The organism is Arthrobacter sp. R1-13 (assembly GCF_054161475.1).
The window spans coordinates 3,659,334-3,677,866 of record NZ_CP096420.1 but is presented as its reverse complement, the minus strand read 5'-3'; the positions used below and the strand labels follow the sequence as shown (position 1 = coordinate 3,677,866).

Sequence of the window (18,533 nt, the reverse complement as noted above, 5' to 3'; positions counted from 1 at the left end):
GCTTAGCCGTCCGATTGCAGCAGGTGCAACTGGTCCGGGGTGTCGAGGTCCTGGCCCCCGGACTGGTCGCTGCAATCCACGAGGTCGATCAGCTCTGGGTTGGCCTTGAGGAACAGCCGGGCTCCCGCTTCACCGCTTGCGGATCCTGCCGCTGCCTCCCTGAGTGAGGCGTCCAGCAGCAAGGGATGCCCGCGGGTGAGTTCCCCGCCCGGATTCCTGTACCCCGCGGCAGTGACACTACCCGGACGGTGGCGCGAGATCAGCCTCGCCACCGATTCGGAGGTGAGTCCCGGCTGATCCACGAGAGCTATCAGCACATGATCCGAGGGCTGTGCGGATTGCACGCCAAGCCGGAATGAGCTGCCCATTCCCGACTCCCACTCCGAGTTGATCACCACCTTGTGCCGCTCCAGATCCACCTTTGTCAGCACCCTGGCTGCGTCGGCCCCCAGGATCACCACCACTTCGCGGCACCCACCCTGGCGGAGCAGGTCCGCCAAGATCTCCACCAGGGTGCGGCCGCCGAAAGGGAGCAGAGCCTTGGGCCCCAGCCCCAGGCGTGAGCCCGAGCCCGCCGCGAGCAGCACTCCGGTGGTGGACCGGCTATCCGCGGGCCCTGTCACCGTGGAGTCTGCCTCGTTGGCGCCCAGCCGATTCGGGGTTCTCATACCAACACCTTAAGCGTCTGATGGTTGGCGTTGCCGTGGGGCGCCGCGACGATGTACCACCCTTCCTGGACCCACGGACTCGAAGTACGAAGCTGCAGAACATCGTGCCGCACCGATTACCGGTGATCCTCAGAGCGGAAGCAACGCTGAGAGGTCGGCCCGCAGCCCGGAGGCCGCTACACGGCCGGCGTCTACCGCATCCGCCCAGCTCAACCGTCCGGTAACCATGGCCAGCCAGGTGGCGGCGTCGCACTCGATCACGTTGGGGGGAGTGCCGCGCGTGTGGCGGGGCCCCTCCACGCATTGGGTGACGCCGAAGGGCGGAACCCGAACCTCAACAGAATTTCCCGGTGCCCGGGCGGTGACCTCCTCAAGCGAGTACCTCACCGCCGTCGCTGTTACTGTCCGGGGGACTGCGGCAGGGGAATTGTGCGAGTCCGACGGCGCCGGGCTGGCTTCCAGCCAGGCGGCAAGTGCCGCGCGGCCCTCGTCCAGCGGAATGCGTCGCCGGGATACGGCCATTTCTGGGCTCCTGCAGGTCAAAAGCTGGTTTACAAAGTGGGCGGTTTCAACCTTACGTCAGGTTTGCGCACCTAGGATTCCGTCCGCCGGTTGTGAGCTGAGAAGGGGACGGCATAATGCATTGTGATCATCCTCCAGAACGTCTTGATGCCGTCCTCCGTTTCGGCGGTTATATAGCAATTGTTGGTCTGGCCGGAGTGGTGGCTGGCGCCAACTACGGATTGGGTCTGGCGATGATTGGGAGCCTCTTCACTTTGATCCTGCTCAGGATGTTTTGTTCCTCGTTTGTCCGCACAATGCACCTGCGGAGTCGGCTTGTGGGCCGGGCAAAGCGAGGTCCGGCCCGAACGTTCAGCATGGAGGAATCGGAAACATACGAGTGCGATCCTGACACCCTGTTTGCCTTGATTCGCCCTGCAGAGAGTGCAGTATTGCTATCAGACGCTAAGCACGCCTTCACCATTCCTGGCACTCCTGACGGCGTGGGTGAACGGCAATGCTTCATCCCCGAAAACGGCTGCGTTTCGATTATTGAAGTGGTAGCAGAGGAACGCCCGTGGCGCGCATATACGCGGACTGTCACTCACACCGAGGTTGACTGCAGAAGCAGCTACGAAATCGAACCCTCAGGAAGTGGATGCAAGCTCACAATGGGCGCCGCCTTTGAAATGCCTGCAGGCCTCCGATTGTCCAAAAAACATCAAAGAGCCTGGCGGGAATCAACCCGACAGTACATGGCACGGGCGAAACAAGTGCTGGCATCGGGGAGCGAGCTTCGGCGGGGACCGGATCCATTATTCGATGCGCCTGTTTAAGAAAGATGACGGAAAGAAGCCTCGAGGCCGGCGTCGTTTTGTGCGGCGGGATCCGTCAAGTACTGTTCGAGCCTTCCGTCGAGCGATGGACAAAAATTTGAGAGGGAACTATGAGCGGCGTGAGCGAAATCCAAGACCCGGTTGTGCAAAGCCAGGAAGACGTGGAGGCGGCCGCTTTCCACCTGAGCCAAGGTCAGAAGTATCGGCGTTCATCCATCATTATCGGTATTGTCGGTTTGTTCTTGTTCGGTGTTGGCGCGGGAGTGATGGCGTTCATCATGGCGCGCAAGGCTGAGGGTCACGGGGTTAAGGCAACTGCCGGCAAAGTCCTCGCGGTATTCGACGTTATCAGCGGAATCATCGTCTATACCGTTTTCGTTTCGCTAAACAAGTAGCTGCATCTCAGTCAAGAAGCGCCGAGACAGCGTGGCCAAGCCGGATCTTGCCCACAGGACGGCCGCCGCCCATCACAGGTTCAACCACCTTCTCCAGGACACTGGAAACTCCCGGAATGTCCACGGCTCCAGCGGCTGCCAGGACAGTGAGGCCCACCAGGGTGGTTGCACGGAGGTTCCCGTCGAGCATTTTGATGGCGACGGAAACGCCCTGAGATGTGGCCATAACCAGCACGCCCTCTGCACCAACCTTGGCAATGATCTCCAGTTCATCCATCACGATGGTGTTGGCTTCGCCCCGCCCCTGGACTGCCCAGGGATAGTCGAGCATGGAGGTGGCAATGGTGGCGGCCCGGGCGTTGGAGCGTTTGTCCCCAGGAGCTTTGGCGAGCAGTGAAAAGGCCCGCGCCAGTCCTGTCAGTGAGATGGCTGCAACAGGCGCTCCGCAGCCATCAATGCCGAGGTGCGCGATGCGTTCCCCGGAATATTCCTCGATGACGGACCGGATGCGCTGCTGCAGGGGATGGTTGGGCTCGAGGTAGCTGTGGATGTCCCAGCCGTTCTCGGTGCAAGCCCACAGGAAAGAGGCATGCTTTCCGGAACAGTTATGGGCCAGCCTTGAGATGCCTTGGTCTGAACGGACCAGCCAGTTCCGTGCTGTTTCATCCTGCGGCCAAGCGCCCGGGCACTGGAGGTTCTCCTCTTTGAGGCCCGCTGCCTTGAGCATGCCTTCCACAACATCCATATGGTCCAGCGACCCTGTGTGGCTTCCGCAGGCAAGGGCCACCTGCGCGCCGCGCAAGGGCACGCCGGACTGCATGACTGCCAGCGCCTGCAGCGGTTTGAGCGAGGAGCGCGCATAGATGGGTGTCGTGATGTCCCCCAGCTGTGTGACGACGGTTCCGTCGGCGGCCAACACGACGGCCGAGCCGATGTGCCGGGATTCGACGAAACCGCTGCGTTCCACCACTGCCAGTTCGACGGCGGAGTCCACGGAAAAGGTGGCATGCGAATTTTCTGGCATGGCTAAAGTCTAGGGCGCAGGCCTGCGAATACCCGGCTATTCGACCGTGACCATAACCGATTGCCAGCCGGACGCGCCGTCGGGCACCGGGTCCGCCCGCTGGTCCGTCTGCACCTCACCGCTTCCGTCGGTGGCCCGGACCTTGATGTAGTGCGGGCCGGGAGTGGCTTCCCAATCAAAAGACCATTGCCGCCACGTAATCACGGATGCCTCAGTGGAGAGTTCGGCCTCGGCCCAATCTTCGTTGTCGATCTGGACTTCGACCTTCGTGATTCCCCTCGTCTGTGCCCACGCCGTGCCGCCGATTGCCACCCGGCCTGCGGGGACCTTGGCAAAGGACCTAGGCACTTCCACCCGCGCCATGGTCTTGATGGGGCCCCGTTCCGACCACCCACGCTGCGTCCAGTAAGCCTTGCTGTCGGCGAAACGGGTGATCTCAAGATCCACCACCCACTTCGTGGCGGACACGAAACCGTACAACCCCGGCACCACCATCCGGACAGGGTAGCCATGCTCCAGCGGCAAGGGCTCTCCGTTCATGGCGATGGCCAGCATGGCGTCACGGTCATCCTGCAGGACCTCCAAAGGGGTGGACGCGCTGAAACCGTCCTCCGACGTCGAGAGCACCATGTCCGCTCCGGGCTGGGGGCGCGCCATCTTCAGCACATCTCGAAGAGGCACTCCCAGCCACTTGGCGTTTCCTGCCAGGTTGCCGCCCAGGGGATTGGACACACAGGTAAGGGTCACATGGGACTCGATCAATTCGGCGTCGAGCAGGTCCTGGAACGTCAGCCGAACCTCCTGTTCCACGAGGCCATGGACCCGGAGCTCCCAGTCCTCCACATTGATTTCCGGAACGCTGAGGGCCGTATCAATCCGGTAAAAATCGTTGTTGGCCGTGATCCATGGAGTGACTCCCGGAACAGCAGATTGGACGCCCGCTGGAACTGCGGGAGCCGCCGTCGCCGGTTTGGGAAGTTGCAGCGACTGCCTGGCCTGCGCGATGTTGCTCCGGGCGGCACCCAGTAGGCGGCCACCAGCTGTGGCCATGACCGAAGCTGCAGCGGTGATCCCCGTCGCCGCGAAGAAAGCCCGCCGGGTGGAAGGCACGCGCTCGGTCCCCTTCGCGGCAAGGTCGGCAGGCGCTTCCGGCCAGGTTTTCATCCCCCATAGCTGCCTCATCAGGAGTCTCAGCACCACCAGTCCTGCGATCGTGCCAAAAAGGGTCGGGAGGGCGTCGAGGGGTTTCACTCCGGCACGCGTGACAACGCTGGCCACAATCACCGCGCCCATCAGCAGGACACCAGCCACGCCCAGAACCCATCTGCGGTACGCCACAATGCCCAGGACCCCGGCGAGCACTGTGATGGTGAGGCCCATTCCAACGAACAGGGCAGCCTTGTCGTTGGTGCCGAACGTGGCAATGGCAAAGTCCTTCATCCAGGGCGGGGTGAAGTCGATGAAGGCCGATCCCAAAGCGATAAGCGGTGTGGCGCGAGCCGTGAAGAAGGCACCCGCCAGTTCCGCAACGGAAAGGACGACGGCGGCCGCGGCCATTCCAGCCAGGGCGGCCAGTGCCGCGGGGCTTCCCAAGCGGGATCTGAGGTTCTTCATACCCTTCGTTCGTAGCCGCTCGCCCCGCGGATTGTCCGGACGTGGGGTTCCCGCCCAGTTACCTGGTCGGAAGCCGCGTGTCCCGGAAGAAACGCCGCGAATTACGGGGGCTTTGCAGAGGTAACTGGGCGGGAAGGTGGGAACCTTCAGCCGGGAACGGGCGGAACGGGCTAGGGAACATCGATGACGATGCTCGGCAGCTCCTGTTCTGGGCCCTGAACGGCTCCGCCCACGCCGCTAATTGAAGCGACGCGGGAGACGCAGCAGCAGATTTTCTCGGCCGCTTGTTGCCCCGCGCCGAACACGAAATTGCCTGGGCGGAGCGGGGCCTCACCCTGATCTCCGAGTTCTACCGCACCCCCTGACCGCGCAATGATGCGGCATGAAAGCGGTGCGGGGCGGGCCCTTGCCCCCTAAAGAGCGTGAGTTGCGAAGGTCATGGCTTAGGAGTGCACCGGGTCCACAAAGTACCCTTGGAGACTGTGAAGGTACTCGTCATTGGCCCTGGTGGCCGCGAACACGCCATTGTCCGCTCCCTGCTTGCAGACCCCAACGTCTCCGAAGTCCACGCGGCTCCGGGCAACGCCGGCATCAGCAAGCTGGTTCCAACGCACGCGATCGACGCCAATGATCCTGACGCTGTCGCCGCTCTGGCCACGCGCCTGACTGCCGACCTCGTGGTGGTCGGCCCCGAAGCACCGCTGGCCGCCGGGGTGTCGGACGCCGTACGCGCCGCCGGCATTCCCGTATTCGGCCCCAGCAAGGCCGCCGCGCAGCTGGAGGCGTCCAAGGCCTTTGCCAAGCAGGTCATGGCCGAGGCCGGCGTTCCGACAGCCATGGCTTTGGTTGCCGCCAACGCCGAGGAAGCCGAAGCCGCCCTTGATACGTTCGGGGCCCCCTACGTGGTGAAGGACGACGGACTTGCCGCAGGCAAGGGAGTGGTGGTTACTCACGACCGCAACGCCGCGCTCGCCCATGCCCAAAGCTGCTTCGACGCCGGCGGAACCGTAGTTATCGAGGAGTTCCTGGACGGCCCGGAAGTTTCGGTCTTCGTCCTGTGCGACGGCCACAATACTGTGGCGCTTTCCCCGGCGCAGGACTTCAAGCGCATTTTCGACAACGACGAAGGCCCCAACACCGGCGGAATGGGAGCCTACACACCGCTGGACTGGGCACCTGAAGGCCTGGTGCAGGAGGTCATCGACAGGGTGGCACAGCCCACTGTCAACGAGATGGCCGCCCGTGGCACGCCCTTTGTTGGTGTCCTCTTCGTCGGGCTCGCTCTGACTTCCCGCGGCACCCGTGTCATCGAATTCAATGTTCGTTTCGGCGATCCGGAAACCCAGGCTGTACTGGCCCGGCTGAAGACGCCCCTCGGGTCCCTCTTGCTCGCCGCCGCCAAGGGTGAACTGGACAAGGCAGAAGAGCTGCGCTGGGCCAAGGAAACCGCGGTGGCCGTCGTCGTCGCTTCTGAAAACTATCCCGACACCCCCCGCACCGGTGACCGTATCCGTGGGCTCAAGAAGGTCGAAGAGCTCGAAGGCGTGCACGTCATCCATGCAGGGACCGCTCTCGACGACGACGGCAAGGTCATCTCCGCAGGCGGCCGGGTGCTCGCCGTCGTCGCGCTGGGAACCGACCTTGTGGAGGCGCGGGAACGCGCGTACGACGGCGTGGAGCTGGTTCAGCTGGAAGGCTCACAGTTCCGGACGGATATCGGCCGCAAGGCGGCCCGGGGCGAGATTCGCGTAGCCGCTTCAGGGGTCCAGGCAGCCTCCAAGGCAAAGGCATGAGCATGGTGGATTTGAACGCGCCCGGAACACAGGCCGGAGGGCTCCAGACCCAGGCCCCGCAGCTGCCGGGCTGGAAGCACGTGTACTCCGGAAAGGTGCGGGATCTCTACGTACCCCTTGATGAAGCCATCAAGGACCAGCTCCACCAGGACTGCGTTCTGGTGGTGGCCAGCGACCGTATCAGCGCCTTCGATCACGTCCTCAGCAGTGAAATCCCGGACAAGGGACGCATCCTTACGCAGCTGAGTCTCTGGTGGTTTGAGCAGCTTGACGTGGAGCACCACGTCCTCGCGTCCACTGTGGAAGGCGGCGTCCCTGCAGCTGTTGAGGGGCGGGCCATGATTTGCAAAAAACTGGACATGTTCCCGGTGGAGTGCATCGCCCGCGGATACCTCACAGGTTCAGGTTTGGCCGAGTACAAGCAGTCCCGCACCGTGTGCAGCATTCCGCTGCCCGAGGGACTGGTTGACGGTTCCCGCCTCGAAGCACCGATCTTCACTCCGTCTGCCAAGGCAGAGGTTGGGGAGCACGACGAGAACATCACTTATGAAGCCGTGGTGGACATGGTGGGCGTGGACGTTGCCGAGCGCTTGCGTGAGCTCACGCTGAAAATCTACAGCCGGGCCGAAGAAGTGGCACGCGGACGTGGCATCATCCTCGCCGACACCAAGGTGGAGTTCGGATTCGATGTGGTCACCGGAACCATTACTCTCGGGGACGAGGTGCTGACCCCTGACTCTTCGCGTTTCTGGGATGCCGCCACGTACGAACCCGGAAAGGCGCAGCCCTCCTTTGACAAGCAGTACGTCCGCGACTGGCTGACGTCTCCGGAATCCGGCTGGGACAGGGCTTCGGACACACCGCCCCCCGCACTTCCGGCCGAGGTGGTGGACCGCACGCGCGGCCGCTACGTGGAGGCTTACGAGAAGCTCACAGGCCGGAAGTTCGCCTAAGCCCTGCTCACGGAGGACCGCTCCAGCAGGCCGGTCTCAGCCCGCAGTGTCAGCTGAACCGCCGGACGCCGCAGCAGCGCGGCGTTCGGCGAGTTTGATTTCCAGAATGGCGTCCATGGCCTGCTGCAGGCGGTCCGAAGCTCCGGCCGAGCTGAATTCTTTCCGCGCCTCTTCCAGGTGCTCCAAAGCCTCCGCGGGCTCGCCCGCTACCTTGAGCGACTTCCCCAGCAGGAGGGACACTTCGCCGGCCGTGTGCTTGCCCAGTGCCTTGCGTTCCGCGTGGATCTCGCGGAGCTTGTTGACGGCTGCCACGATATCGCCGGTGAGGTAGAGCCAGCGGGCCCGGATGAACGCAACCTCGAGATGGTCCGTCTTGTTGCCTCCCACAATCGAGAGCGCCAGTTCGGCACGCTCGATAGCGGATAAGGTTTCGGGCTCTACAATGCCGGAGGACAGGCGGACTGCCGCTGAAGCTTTGTTGAACCGTGCCCAAAGTTCAATGTCGTTCGCCGGCGAGAGCAATCTGGCGGCGCGTTCGTGGTGCTTGATCCCTTCCGGGTAGTCGTGGCGCATAAACGCCACGTTTCCGATCACCCAGGCCACCTCGCCGGCAAGTTGGGACATGGAGTTTTCGTCCGTTTGCTCGTTCATGAGCTGGCAGTATTTCCAGGCCTCCTCAAGCCTGCCGCTTTCAGCCAGCGCGCCGATCAGCGCGCGCATCGCACCGATGATCAACGTGGATCCCTGAGGCAGTTGCTCACAGAGCCTTACGGCTTCCTGCGCATGCTCGACGGCGATAGTGAGCTGGCCTTGGCCGTGGCACACTGCGGCGAGCATCTGCCGTGCCCTGACGCCCAGGCCTACCGACTCGGAGGCCATGGGATGCTCCAAAAGGTGCTGGATGATTTTCTGGCATTCGGCCAACTGACCCTGTTTCATGAGGCACTCGGCCTGCATGTAAGTCATGTTCCACCAGGCGCTGGTGTTCCGGCCTTCGAGGGCTATTTGTGCGGCGGTCGCAGCGTGGCTCGCGGCAAGCGGATAGTCTCTCAGATCCCAGGCCTGCCGGGCATACAGGCCGGCCAGAACGTACTCGGCGTCGCTGATGGATACCGGCTGGCTCCAGGCTTCGAGGGCTTTGGGAGCCATTTCCAGTCGCCTCGCCAGCTCTTCAATGACGTCGGCCGTAGGCTCACGCCGGCCGGTTTCCAGCAGGGAAATGTAACTGGGGGAGTAGAGGTCCTTCCCGAGTTCGGCTTGAGTCAGCCCCCGTTCGAGACGCTCCGCACGGAGCTTCTCGCCGAATCCGTTCCCCACCGGTTCCTCCTCATTTTGGACAGTCTTAAAGGAAATGCTTGACAGTCTCTGTGGAAAACATTTTACAATGTATGTCAACAAGCCCTGCGCAGACTTTGTAACGAATCCAACTCGTATTGAGGAACATCCATGTTGAAGAAGATTGCTGCTTCCGTTGCCATGGCCGGGGCAGTGGCTTTCGCGTTTGCTGCTCCAGCCGTCGTGTCGGCCGCCCCCGCTGAGTCCTCGATCGTAGCGATCGGCAACTGGCCGGACCCCATGAGCACACCCCAGGCAATCGGGGGCACGTTCGCTCCTATGGGCATCGGCAACTGGCCTGATCCAATGTAAAAAGACGTCAGCCCGAAAGGGACCATCCAGAGCCCCGGGTTCATGCCAAGTGCTGAACCCGGGGCTCGAGACTTTAAGCCGGCTTGAGAATCAGGTCCACTCAGGCCGCAGGGAAAACGGCCTGGATACGCGAAAGAGGGCCTTCCGACTGGAAGACCCTCTTACTGTTTGGTCGGGATGACAGGATTTGAACCTGCGACCTCTTCGTCCCGAACGAAGCGCGCTACCAAGCTGCGCTACATCCCGATCCGCTGCAAAAGCAACTTTACAAGAATAGCGGATCGGAGCACCGGATGCGAAATCACCGGACTCCCCGCGCCGCCCCTGGAACCGGACTCAAACCAGCGAGTCCTTCCATGCTCCATGGAGCTGGGCGAAGCGCCCGCCGCCACTGATCAGTTCCTCGGGACTGCCGTCTTCCACCACTCGGCCGTCGTGGATGACCAGGACGCGGTCGGCCGTCTCCACCGTGGAGAGGCGGTGGGCGATGATGAGCGCGGTGCGGCCGGACTCCTTGCCGGCAACCCCTTCCAGAAGGCCGGCCAGGCCCTGCTGCACCAACCGCTCTGAGGGGACGTCGAGCGACGACGTTGCCTCGTCGAGGATCAGGACAGCCGGCTTCGCCAGGAAAGCGCGGGCAAAGCTGATGAGCTGGCGCTGGCCTGACGAGACCCTGCCGCCCCGCTTGTTGACGTCGGTGTCGTATCCCTCGGGCAGTTCCATGATGAACTCGTGGGCGCCCACAGCCTTGGCCGCTTCCTCAATTTCCGCCCGCGAGGCCTCCGGGCGTCCCAACGCGATGTTGTCGGCCACGGAGCCGCTGAAGAGGAAGGCTTCCTGTGTCACCATCACAACGTTCCGGCGAAGATCTGTGGTGCTCAGATCCCGGAGGTCCACTCCGTCCAGAGTGAGCGTTCCGGAGGACACATCGTAAAACCTGGCGATCAGCTTGGCGAAGGTTGATTTTCCTGCACCGGTCTGGCCCACCAGAGCCACCGTCTGCCCGGCGGGGATGTGGAGGTCCAGTCTGGGAATGATGACAGGGCCGTCGCCGTACCGGAATTCCACTCCCTTGAAAGCGATAGTGCCGCGTGCGTCCTTGAGCGGTACAGGGTTCTTGGGTGGACGGACCGTGGGGACTTCCTCCAGGAGACCCGAGACCTTTTCGAGGGCTGCCTGTGCGCTTTGGAAGGAGTTGTAGAACATGGCCATCTGGTCCACCGGCTGGAAGAAGCGCTTGGCGGACAGCATCAAGGCAAGCAGGACGCCCACTTCGAGATCACCGCCCAGAACCCGGAACCCGCCGAAGAGCAGGACGACCGCCACGCAGACGTTGCCGATCAGCACCAGGCCCGGCTGGAAAATGCCATTGAGATTGATGGAGCGCACAGTGACCTTGCGGTAGTTCTCGGAGAGGTCGGTGTACCGCTGGGCGTTCTCCCGTTCCTTGCGGAAGGCCTTGACGGCACGGATCCCGGTCATGGATTCCACAAAATGAACGATCAGCCTTGCCGACACCACCCGGGATTCCCGGAAGACAATCTGGGAGTGCTTCTGGTACCAGCGGGACAGGAAGTACATCGGGACGCCTGCAGCCAGCAGGATCAGGCCGCTTCGCCAGTCGAGGGCGAACACCGTGACGGCTGTGAACACCATGAACAGCATTCCTGAGGCCAGGGAGCTCACGCCGGAATCAAGGAGTTCCCTCAGGGCTTCCAGATCGGAAGTCTGCCGGGCAATGATGCGGCCGGAGGTGTACTTTTCGTGGAACTCGAGGCTGAGACGCTGGGTGTGCCGGAACACCCTCAGCCGCAGGTCAAGGAGCATCGCCTGGCTCAGTTTCGCCGTCGACGTGACATACAGCGCGGTGAGGGCCGCCGTCGTGATCGCAGCCGCCAAATAGGCGACGCCGGTCAGCATCAGGGGGACATTGTCCCCGGCACGTAAGGCCGGAAGTGCATGGTCGATGCCGAAAGCGATCAGGACCGGCCCCGAGACCCTCGCAAGCTGGGACAGGATTACGGTGGCCAGAGTGAGCCAGAACCGGAGCCGGACCGGACGGATGAGGGACCCGAGCAGCGCAAGAGATCGCCTTCGGACAGTCCTGCTGTCGCTTTTGCTGAGGAAGGCGTTGTCCTCGTTGGCTGTACCGAACGTGGTGGTGGTCATCGGGATATCTCCTCGGCCTCGGCGTCGAGTTCCGACAGCTCGGAATCGAGATCCCGGGGTTCAGCGACCAGGTTCGCAATCACGTACCGGTAATGGTCGTTGGCAGCGAGCAGTTCCGTATGGGTTCCGACGGCGGTGATGCGGCCGTTCTCCAGCAGAGCCACCCGGTCCGCCAGCGCGACAGTGGACGGGCGGTGCGCCACGATCAGCGTCGTTGTATCGGCGAGGACTTCCCGGAGCCTTGTTTCCACGAGCTCTTCGGTGTGGACATCCAGGGCGGACAAGGGGTCATCGAGCACCAGGACTTTGGGCTTGGCCGCGATTGCCCGGGCCAGGGCGATCCGCTGGCGCTGGCCGCCTGACAGGCTGAGCCCTTCCTCTCCGATCAGCGTGTCCACGCCATCCGGAAGGGAGTACGCGAAGTGGGCCTGGGCGACGTCCAGCGACTCGTGGAGGAGTTCCTCGGTCCGCTCCGAGGCCCCGAGCAGTACGTTGTCCCGGACGGAGCTGGAAAACAGGGTGGTGTCCTCGAAAGCCATGCCTACAATGCGCCGGAGCTCTTCGACGTCGAAATCGCGAAGATCAACGCCGTCGATGGTGATGGAGCCGTCCGTAACATCGTAGAGGCGTGGCACCAGCTGAAGCATGGCACTCTTCCCGCTGCCGGTAATGCCCACCAATGCCAGGGTCTCGCCGGGCCTGACGTCCAGGCTGATGCCGCGAAGGATGGGGTGTTCGGGTGCATCCTCAAACGCGAAGGAAGCGTTGTTGAAAGTCAGTGCGCCCTTTGCCTCCTGCGGCTTCCGGGGCGTCTCCGGGGTGGTGATGGTGTTGACCGAATCCATGACTTCGAAATGCCGGTCCACAGCGGTCTTAGCGGTGAGGGCCATGGCAAGGAGCATCCCTGAAAACTCCACGGGCGCCGCGACCACGGCTGCGGTGGCAAAGAATGCCACCAGGGCACCGATGCTCAGCTCGCCGCTTGCCGCCAGCATTACCCCCACCACCAGCCCGGCGCCAAGGGCAAGTTCGGGGAGGAGTGTGACCACCATGGTGAAGGTGGCCTGGTGTTTAGCCTTGGCGATTTCGGTCTGCCGCAGCACTTCTGCCTGCTCATTGAAGTTCTCCAGCGCTTCCCGGCTCCTGCCAAAGGCCTTCAGGACGCGGATGCCGTGCACCGACTCCTCCACCGTTGTGGCGAGGTCCCCGGCCTGGTCCTGGCTTTGCCGGGTGACCTTGCTGAAGCTCGTACGGAACCGGAAGCCATAGATCATGATGGGCAGGGCGGCACAGAGGAAGATCAGGGCCAGCTGCCAGCTCATGGTAAACATCACGATGACGCCGATCACCACAGTCAGGGTGGTCACCACCAGCATGATGGCGCCGAAGGCCATCCAGCGGCGGAGGAAGTTCAGGTCCGTCATGGCGCGGGAGAGTAACTGTCCGGAACCCCAGCGGTCGTGGAAGGCAACAGGAAGGTCCTGCAGGTGGTGGTAGAGGGAGATCCGCATCCGGGTTTCCACCGTAGTGGCGGGGTTGATGACGAACTGCCGGCGCAGGGCAACGAGTCCGGCTTCGGCGATACCGAGCACAAGTACGGTCAGCGAGGCCATCAGCACGGACTCCGCGGCTCCGCCGGGCTGGAGCGATTCGTTGACCAGCACTCGCAGTACTTGCGGAATGGCCAAAGCTACGACACTGGCCAAAAGAGCACAAAGAAGCCCCATAAAAAGCCTCGGGAGAATGGGCTTCATATGGGGATAGAGACGGCTGATGGATTGGAAGAATGAGGTCTGCTTGGTCATGCCCGCTTCTTAGCGCTCAACTGCGTATGTGGTGTCCCGTAGCAACTACCTTATTCCATGGCCCCAGACGTTTCACGGAATTCCGAGAGAGACTCCGGGCTTAGGCAGTTATTGCAATACGCAATGCTGCCGTCCGAGGCCTTGCTAACCCTTTGCAGTAAGCGTGAGCAGCACGGCTTCCGGGCGGCAGGCGATCCGGACCGGTGCGAAGCGTGAGGTGCCGATGCCTCCCGAAACGTTTACCGGCGTCGTACTTCCGTTGCTGTTCCAGTCGTTGAGGCCTTTTGCCCGCCACGTGGGGAGGTCGCAGTTGGCCACAAGCGCGCCGTAGCCGGGGATGCAGATCTGCCCGCCGTGGGTATGTCCAGCCAGGAGGAGATCGGCGCCGTCCTCGGTGAAGTGGTCCAGGACGCGCTGGTAGGGGGCATGGATCACGCCCACTCGGAGATGCGGCGTGATGTCCTGGTTCTTGGTGCCGCGGGGCCAGCCGGCGTACCGTTCCAGGCCAAGGTGGGGATCGTCGACGCCGGAGAAATCGAAGCGGAGTCCTTTGAGTACCAGGGACTGGGCGCGGTTGGTCAGGTCCACCCAGCCGCCCATACCGAAGCCTGCACGCAGCCGCGGCCAATCAAGCTCCAACGGTTTCCGCTCCGCTTGGGAGGGCCGGAGGAGATACATGGCCGGGTTTTTCAGCCGCGGGGCGAAATAGTCGTTGGAGCCCGGGACAAAAACCCCGGGGAATTCCATCAGCGGATGCAGTGCTTCGAGGAGGGGATCGACGCCCTTCACGTGGCTGAGGTTGTCGCCTGTGTTGACCACCAGATCCGGTTTCAAGGCTGCCAAGGACCGCAGCCAATCCGCTTTGAGATTCTGGCCGGGGATGAAGTGGATGTCGCTGAGGTGGAGGATGCGAAAAGGGCCGTAGCCGTTGGGGAGGATCGGCAGCGTTTCTTCGCGCAGCTCAAACTGGTTCTTTTCCCACATCCCGTAACCTGCGGCGGCAAGGCCTGCCGCAGCCCCGACGGCGGCTGTGACGGCAAAACCGCGCCCGGCGGTGCGGGCGCGGTCTGCCAATGCGGAGAAATCGGCCATCGTCGGGCTATCCGTTCCCGCGGCCCTTGTCGTCCGACCCTGGGGCCGGAGCGGGGGCCTGGGTGGGCGCCTGGGCCGGAGTGGTGCTTTGGATGGACGGACGGGGAGCGGGCCCGCTGACCAGGTTGGACGGCGGTGCCGGGAACGGGTTGGTCCCATAGGCAGGGGCCACCTGAGCCATGTACTGGGAGAACATCGGCCCGGCAATCATGTAACCGTCGATTCCCTGGTAGAACTTGCCGTTGACGGTAACGTTTTGGCCGGGACGCTGCTGGCTGCCCAGCGGATCGCCGAACCAGGCCGCTGTCGCGAGGCCCGTAGTGTGACCCACTACCCAGGTGGAGCCGTTGTTGTTCGACGTACCAGTCTTGGCAGCGATGGGGAAGTTGGTCCGGGTAGAAATTCGCGGTTGAATCAGCGAACCCGAGCCTCGGTTTAGGACCTCCTGCAAGGCGTAGTTCACACCGCGGGCAACCTCCGGTTTGAGGGCGTCACGGCAATTGGTGGATTGAGCAGGGAGTTGGGCGCCGGTCTGGTCGGTAACGGCGGTTATGGCGATCGGTGCGCAGTACTTGCCGTCATTGGCGAAGGTGGCGAAGGCGCTGGCCATCGTCAAGGGTGCCGTCTGTGTTGCACCAAGGAGGTTGCTGATGGTGGTCATAGGGATTTGCGGGTTCGGACGACCATCGGGGCTTGGAAGTCCCTGGTGGATGCCCACAGCATCCACCACCTTCTGGATCCCGCACAGGTCTACTCTTGCCGCAGTTGCGAAGGTCATGGTGTTGATGGAGTTGGCAAGCCCATCCAGGACGGTCATGCTGCGGTAATAGCCCGGCTCGGCGTTCTGCAGATCGGTGCTGTCGGCAACGTTGCTGTCATACCAGCCCGTGGTAGGCGTGGGGCAGGTGTTCCTCCACGGGAAGTTCTGTGGGTATTTGCGGACGGCACCGTTCAGGACCGTGTTCATCGAGTTGCCCTCGTTGAGATATTCAGCAAAGGTAAACGGTTTCATGGTAGAGCCGGGCTGTGCACCACCCAAGCCGTTGAGGTCGTTGCCGTTAGCATCCTGCTTGTCGACGTTGAAGTTGATGTTGGTGTCGAACTTTCCATCGGACGGTAACCACGTGGTGTTCTGAGCCATGTTGATGATCTTGCCCGTGTTGGGTTGCACCGACACCAAGGCCGACCCCCATTTGTCCGGGTTGGCCCCAGCCGTAGTGTCAACCTGTGCCTGCGCAATTGCCTGGGCGTTGGGATCCAGCGTGGTGGTGATGGTCAGCCCGCCGCGGTAGATCTTGTTCCACCGTTCGTCGGGGTCGGCGCCGTAGGCCGGATCATTCAGCAGGAGGTGGAGCACATAGTCACAGAAGTACGGTGCGGTGGCGGCGTAGGCGCAACCCTGGCGGGCAGGAGTGACCTTGGTTTCCACCGGGGTGGCAATGGCGGCGTCATGTTCGGCCTGGTTGATCTTGCCATGGGAGAGCATAAGGTTCAGGACCAGGTCGCGGCGAGTTTTCGCGTTCTCCGGATTGGCGATGGGATCGTAGAACGAAGGGCTGTTCACGACGCCGGCCAGAAGAGCGGCCTGCGGGAGGTTCAAATCCTTCGCGGAGGTGCTGAAGAAGAGCTTCGACGCGGCTTCGATGCCGTACGCATCCCTGTTGAAAAAGACGATGTTGAGGTAACCCTCAAGGATCTGCTCCTTGGTGAATTTTTTCTCCAGGGCGATGGCAAGCTTCATTTCACGGAGTTTGTCCCCAACGCCCTTGTTGACGCCGTTGAGCTTGATGTCCGCTTCCTTGCCTTCGGCGGCGAGGTTGGAGTTCAGGACGTTGTTGACGTACTGCTGGGTGATGGTTGAAGCACCTTGCTTGTTTCCCCGGGCGGTACTGACGAGGGCGCGGAGAATACCGGTGGTGTCCACCCCTCCGTGGTCATAGAACCGGCTGTCCTCAACCGCTATGACCGCTTCTTTGATGTATGGCGACATCTGGTCCAGCGATACGCGGGTACGGTTCTCGTCAAAAAGCGTGGCAATGACACTGCCATCGGCCGCAAGAATTTTGGTGGACTGGCTCGGCGGGTCCACCTGCAATTCGGCCGGAAGAGTGTCAAAGAACTCGATGGATCCGCTGGCTGTGCTGCCCGAAACGGCTGCGGCCGGAACTAGCAAACCTGCCACCAGGACACCACAAATGGCACTCACACCCAGGAATCCGAGGATCTTTCCGAGGGTAGTGGCCGTGTCAAATAAAGGGTTCTTACCAGTCGCCATGTTTTCCACTTTAGCGGGTAGGACTAGTCTTTCTCTCATGACCAAATGGGAGTACGCCACGATTCCGCTCATTATTCACGCCACAAAGCAGATTCTTGACCAGTGGGGAGACGACGGCTGGGAGCTGGTCCAAGTTGTTCCGGGTCCTGAAGGCAACGGTCTGGTTGCCTACCTTAAAAGGGAGAAGCAGTAGCATGACAAGCCCCGCAAACACCGACGCTGCGGCGTCTGACGCACCTGCATCCGCCGTCGAGCAACGACTCGCCGAGCTGGGACTGACCCTGCCCGAGGTGGCTGCCCCGGTGGCTGCCTACGTCCCGGCAGTGATTTCCGGTAACCACGTTTACACATCGGGCCAGCTGCCCTTTATTAAGGGCAAACTCGAAGCTACGGGCAAAGTGTCCACCGGTTCGGAAGGGTATGCCGACGAGCCGACAGTCTCCCCTGAAGACGCCAAGTACTACGCTGCGGTGTGCGCCGTCAACGCGCTGGCCGCCGTCAAGAGCGTCATCGGTGACCTTGACCGCATCACGCGGATCGTCAAAGTTGTCGGCTACGTCTCGTCAGACCCGTCCTTCAGCGGGCAGCCGGGGGTCATCAATGGTGCCTCCGAACTGCTGGGCAAAGTCCTTGGCGACGCCGGGCAACACGCACGCGCCGCCGTCGGCGTTTCAGTCCTTCCCCTTGACTCTCCGGTTGAAGTGGACCTGATTGCCGAGTTCGCCTAAGGCCGGTCGTTCCCTTTGCCTCAGTTAGCCCGTCGCCTGTTTGTGTTGCCCCCGGAACTTGAGGGGGCAGCACGCAGCTGGCTCGAACATGGCGAGCGGACACCACGTGCTCCGCGTCTCGCCTCATCTGTTGTCCTGCTTCGGGATTCACCCACGGGGTTGGAGACCTGGCTGGGCTATCGCCCGGGGTCTTCCCCTCTGGGTGTGCTCGCCTTCCCCGGCGGGTCCCTTGATACCTCCGACGACGACCCCCTCGGCTGGCTTGGACCCTCACCGCAGCATTGGGCCGAGCAGATGGGGACGGACGACGTCGGACTCGCCCGCCGCCACATTGTGGGGGCCATCCGCGAACTTTTCGAGGAAACCGGCGTGCTGTTGGCGGGTCCGGACCTTTCCACCACTGTTGAAGCAACGTCGACGCCGGAATGGATGCGGGCCCGTGAATCGGTGGCGAACCAGGAAACGTCGTTCGCGGACGTCCTTGCCAAACGTGGGCTGTCCCTGCGGACGGACCTGCTGAAGCCCCTCGTCAATTGGCTCAGCCCGGATTTTGCTCACCACCGCTTCAACACGCGCTATTTCGCTGCGACTGTCCCGGTCAACCAGCAGCCCACACTCCTGGAAAGCAAGGGCGTCTGGGGCCGCTGGGTATGTGCCAAGCGGATCATCGAAGAGCGTGACACCACCGCCCTCGGCGATGAAGTGGGCCAGGAAAATACCGTAGGTCTCACCCTGGGCCAACTCCTGGTGCCGGGGTCGGAAATCATGCTCGAGAAAATGGCGGCGGCCAATGGCTGCATCGCCTACCTGAGCTACAAGCGCAAACCGCACGTGTACCAGCCGAAGCTCGTGGAAGAGGACGGCAAGCTGATGCTCGAAGTCGAGGCAGCAAAGACCGTAGCAGGCGAGCCTCAACGGGAGCGGTGAGTCTTTCGGCTGAGCGGCCCGGAACCTGACATCCTCTGCGTGCTCGCTCGTCCCTCGCTTAGACGCACGCTGCCGGATGCCACGCCCCGGTCCGCTCAAGAGAAAG

At 62.5% G+C, this 18,533-nt stretch carries 16 protein-coding genes and 1 tRNA gene; 7 read left to right on the top strand and 10 right to left on the bottom strand.

The annotated features are described in order from the left end of the window. Positions 1-2 precede the first annotated feature (2 nt). Both nboR and M1D88_RS17020 read right to left on the bottom strand, forming a co-directional pair. The gene (gene nboR, locus M1D88_RS17025) at positions 3-668 is read right to left on the bottom strand and encodes a nicotine blue oxidoreductase (protein WP_458111917.1); all 666 of its coding nucleotides are present in this window, start codon (positions 666-668) and stop codon (positions 3-5) included. A 129-nt stretch (positions 669-797) separates the two neighbouring features. Beyond that, positions 798-1,190, bottom strand: coding sequence for a sterol carrier family protein (locus M1D88_RS17020; RefSeq protein ID WP_458111916.1), 393 nt, complete (start codon positions 1,188-1,190; stop codon positions 798-800). 934 nt (positions 1,191-2,124) lie between these two features. On the opposite strand from M1D88_RS17020, the gene M1D88_RS17015 reads away from it, so the two are divergent. Continuing rightward, entirely contained in the window at positions 2,125-2,400 is a 276-nt protein-coding gene (locus tag M1D88_RS17015; protein WP_458111915.1) for a hypothetical protein, read from the top strand. A gap of 7 nt (positions 2,401-2,407) precedes the next feature. Here M1D88_RS17015 and M1D88_RS17010 read toward each other — a convergent pair whose 3' ends face one another. Both M1D88_RS17010 and M1D88_RS17005 read right to left on the bottom strand, forming a co-directional pair. Next, the gene (locus M1D88_RS17010) at positions 2,408-3,424 is read right to left on the bottom strand and encodes an asparaginase (protein WP_458111914.1); all 1,017 of its coding nucleotides are present in this window, start codon (positions 3,422-3,424) and stop codon (positions 2,408-2,410) included. A 36-nt stretch (positions 3,425-3,460) separates the two neighbouring features. Continuing rightward, complete coding sequence (locus M1D88_RS17005; protein ID WP_458111913.1) at positions 3,461-5,038, bottom strand: molybdopterin-dependent oxidoreductase; 1,578 nt, start codon at positions 5,036-5,038, stop codon at positions 3,461-3,463. A gap of 482 nt (positions 5,039-5,520) precedes the next feature. On the opposite strand from M1D88_RS17005, the gene purD reads away from it, so the two are divergent. After that, positions 5,521-6,831, top strand: a complete 1,311-nt coding sequence (gene purD / locus M1D88_RS17000) for a phosphoribosylamine--glycine ligase (protein ID WP_458111912.1) — start codon at positions 5,521-5,523, stop codon at positions 6,829-6,831. Positions 6,832-6,833: 2 nt separating this feature from the next. After that, positions 6,834-7,784, top strand: coding sequence for a phosphoribosylaminoimidazolesuccinocarboxamide synthase (locus M1D88_RS16995; RefSeq protein ID WP_458111911.1), 951 nt, complete (start codon positions 6,834-6,836; stop codon positions 7,782-7,784). Positions 7,785-7,820: 36 nt separating this feature from the next. Here the strand turns inward: M1D88_RS16995 and M1D88_RS16990 are convergent, their stop codons facing one another. Then, positions 7,821-9,101, bottom strand: a complete 1,281-nt coding sequence (locus M1D88_RS16990) for a helix-turn-helix domain-containing protein (protein ID WP_458111910.1) — start codon at positions 9,099-9,101, stop codon at positions 7,821-7,823. 129 nt (positions 9,102-9,230) lie between these two features. Here M1D88_RS16990 and M1D88_RS16985 point away from each other — a divergent pair, with 129 nt between their 5' ends. After that, positions 9,231-9,431: a hypothetical protein gene (locus M1D88_RS16985; protein ID WP_458111909.1), complete on the top strand. Its 201-nt coding sequence runs from the start codon at positions 9,231-9,233 to the stop codon at positions 9,429-9,431. Positions 9,432-9,600: 169 nt separating this feature from the next. Here M1D88_RS16985 and M1D88_RS16980 read toward each other — a convergent pair. From M1D88_RS16980 to M1D88_RS16960, 5 genes are all read right to left on the bottom strand, one after another. Further along, positions 9,601-9,677: transfer RNA gene (locus tag M1D88_RS16980), tRNA-Pro, on the bottom strand. Positions 9,678-9,767: 90 nt separating this feature from the next. Next, on the bottom strand, positions 9,768-11,600 hold the full coding sequence (locus M1D88_RS16975) for an ABC transporter ATP-binding protein (protein WP_458111908.1): 1,833 nt from the start codon (positions 11,598-11,600) through the stop codon (positions 9,768-9,770). Further along, positions 11,597-13,405 (bottom strand): ABC transporter ATP-binding protein, encoded by a 1,809-nt coding sequence (locus M1D88_RS16970; protein ID WP_458111907.1) that lies wholly within the window; start codon positions 13,403-13,405, stop codon positions 11,597-11,599. Before M1D88_RS16970 ends, M1D88_RS16975 begins: the two co-directional genes overlap by 4 nt. Positions 13,406-13,549: 144 nt before the next feature. Then, the gene (locus M1D88_RS16965) at positions 13,550-14,497 is read right to left on the bottom strand and encodes a metallophosphoesterase (RefSeq protein ID WP_458111906.1); all 948 of its coding nucleotides are present in this window, start codon (positions 14,495-14,497) and stop codon (positions 13,550-13,552) included. A gap of 7 nt (positions 14,498-14,504) precedes the next feature. Continuing rightward, on the bottom strand, positions 14,505-16,772 hold the full coding sequence (locus M1D88_RS16960) for a transglycosylase domain-containing protein (protein WP_458111905.1): 2,268 nt from the start codon (positions 16,770-16,772) through the stop codon (positions 14,505-14,507). Between the two features lie 37 nt (positions 16,773-16,809). Between M1D88_RS16960 and M1D88_RS16955 the strand changes: the two genes are divergently transcribed. Genes M1D88_RS16955 through M1D88_RS16945 form a run of 3 tightly spaced genes read left to right on the top strand, consistent with a single transcriptional unit; the run spans position 16,810 to position 18,427 of the window. Further along, positions 16,810-16,965: a DUF4177 domain-containing protein gene (locus M1D88_RS16955; RefSeq protein ID WP_144671455.1), complete on the top strand. Its 156-nt coding sequence runs from the start codon at positions 16,810-16,812 to the stop codon at positions 16,963-16,965. Between the two features lies 1 nt (position 16,966). After that, complete coding sequence (locus tag M1D88_RS16950; protein ID WP_458111904.1) at positions 16,967-17,500, top strand: RidA family protein; 534 nt, start codon at positions 16,967-16,969, stop codon at positions 17,498-17,500. A 15-nt stretch (positions 17,501-17,515) separates the two neighbouring features. Further along, positions 17,516-18,427, top strand: coding sequence for an NUDIX hydrolase (locus tag M1D88_RS16945; RefSeq protein WP_458111903.1), 912 nt, complete (start codon positions 17,516-17,518; stop codon positions 18,425-18,427). The last annotated feature ends 106 nt before the right edge of the window (positions 18,428-18,533 follow it).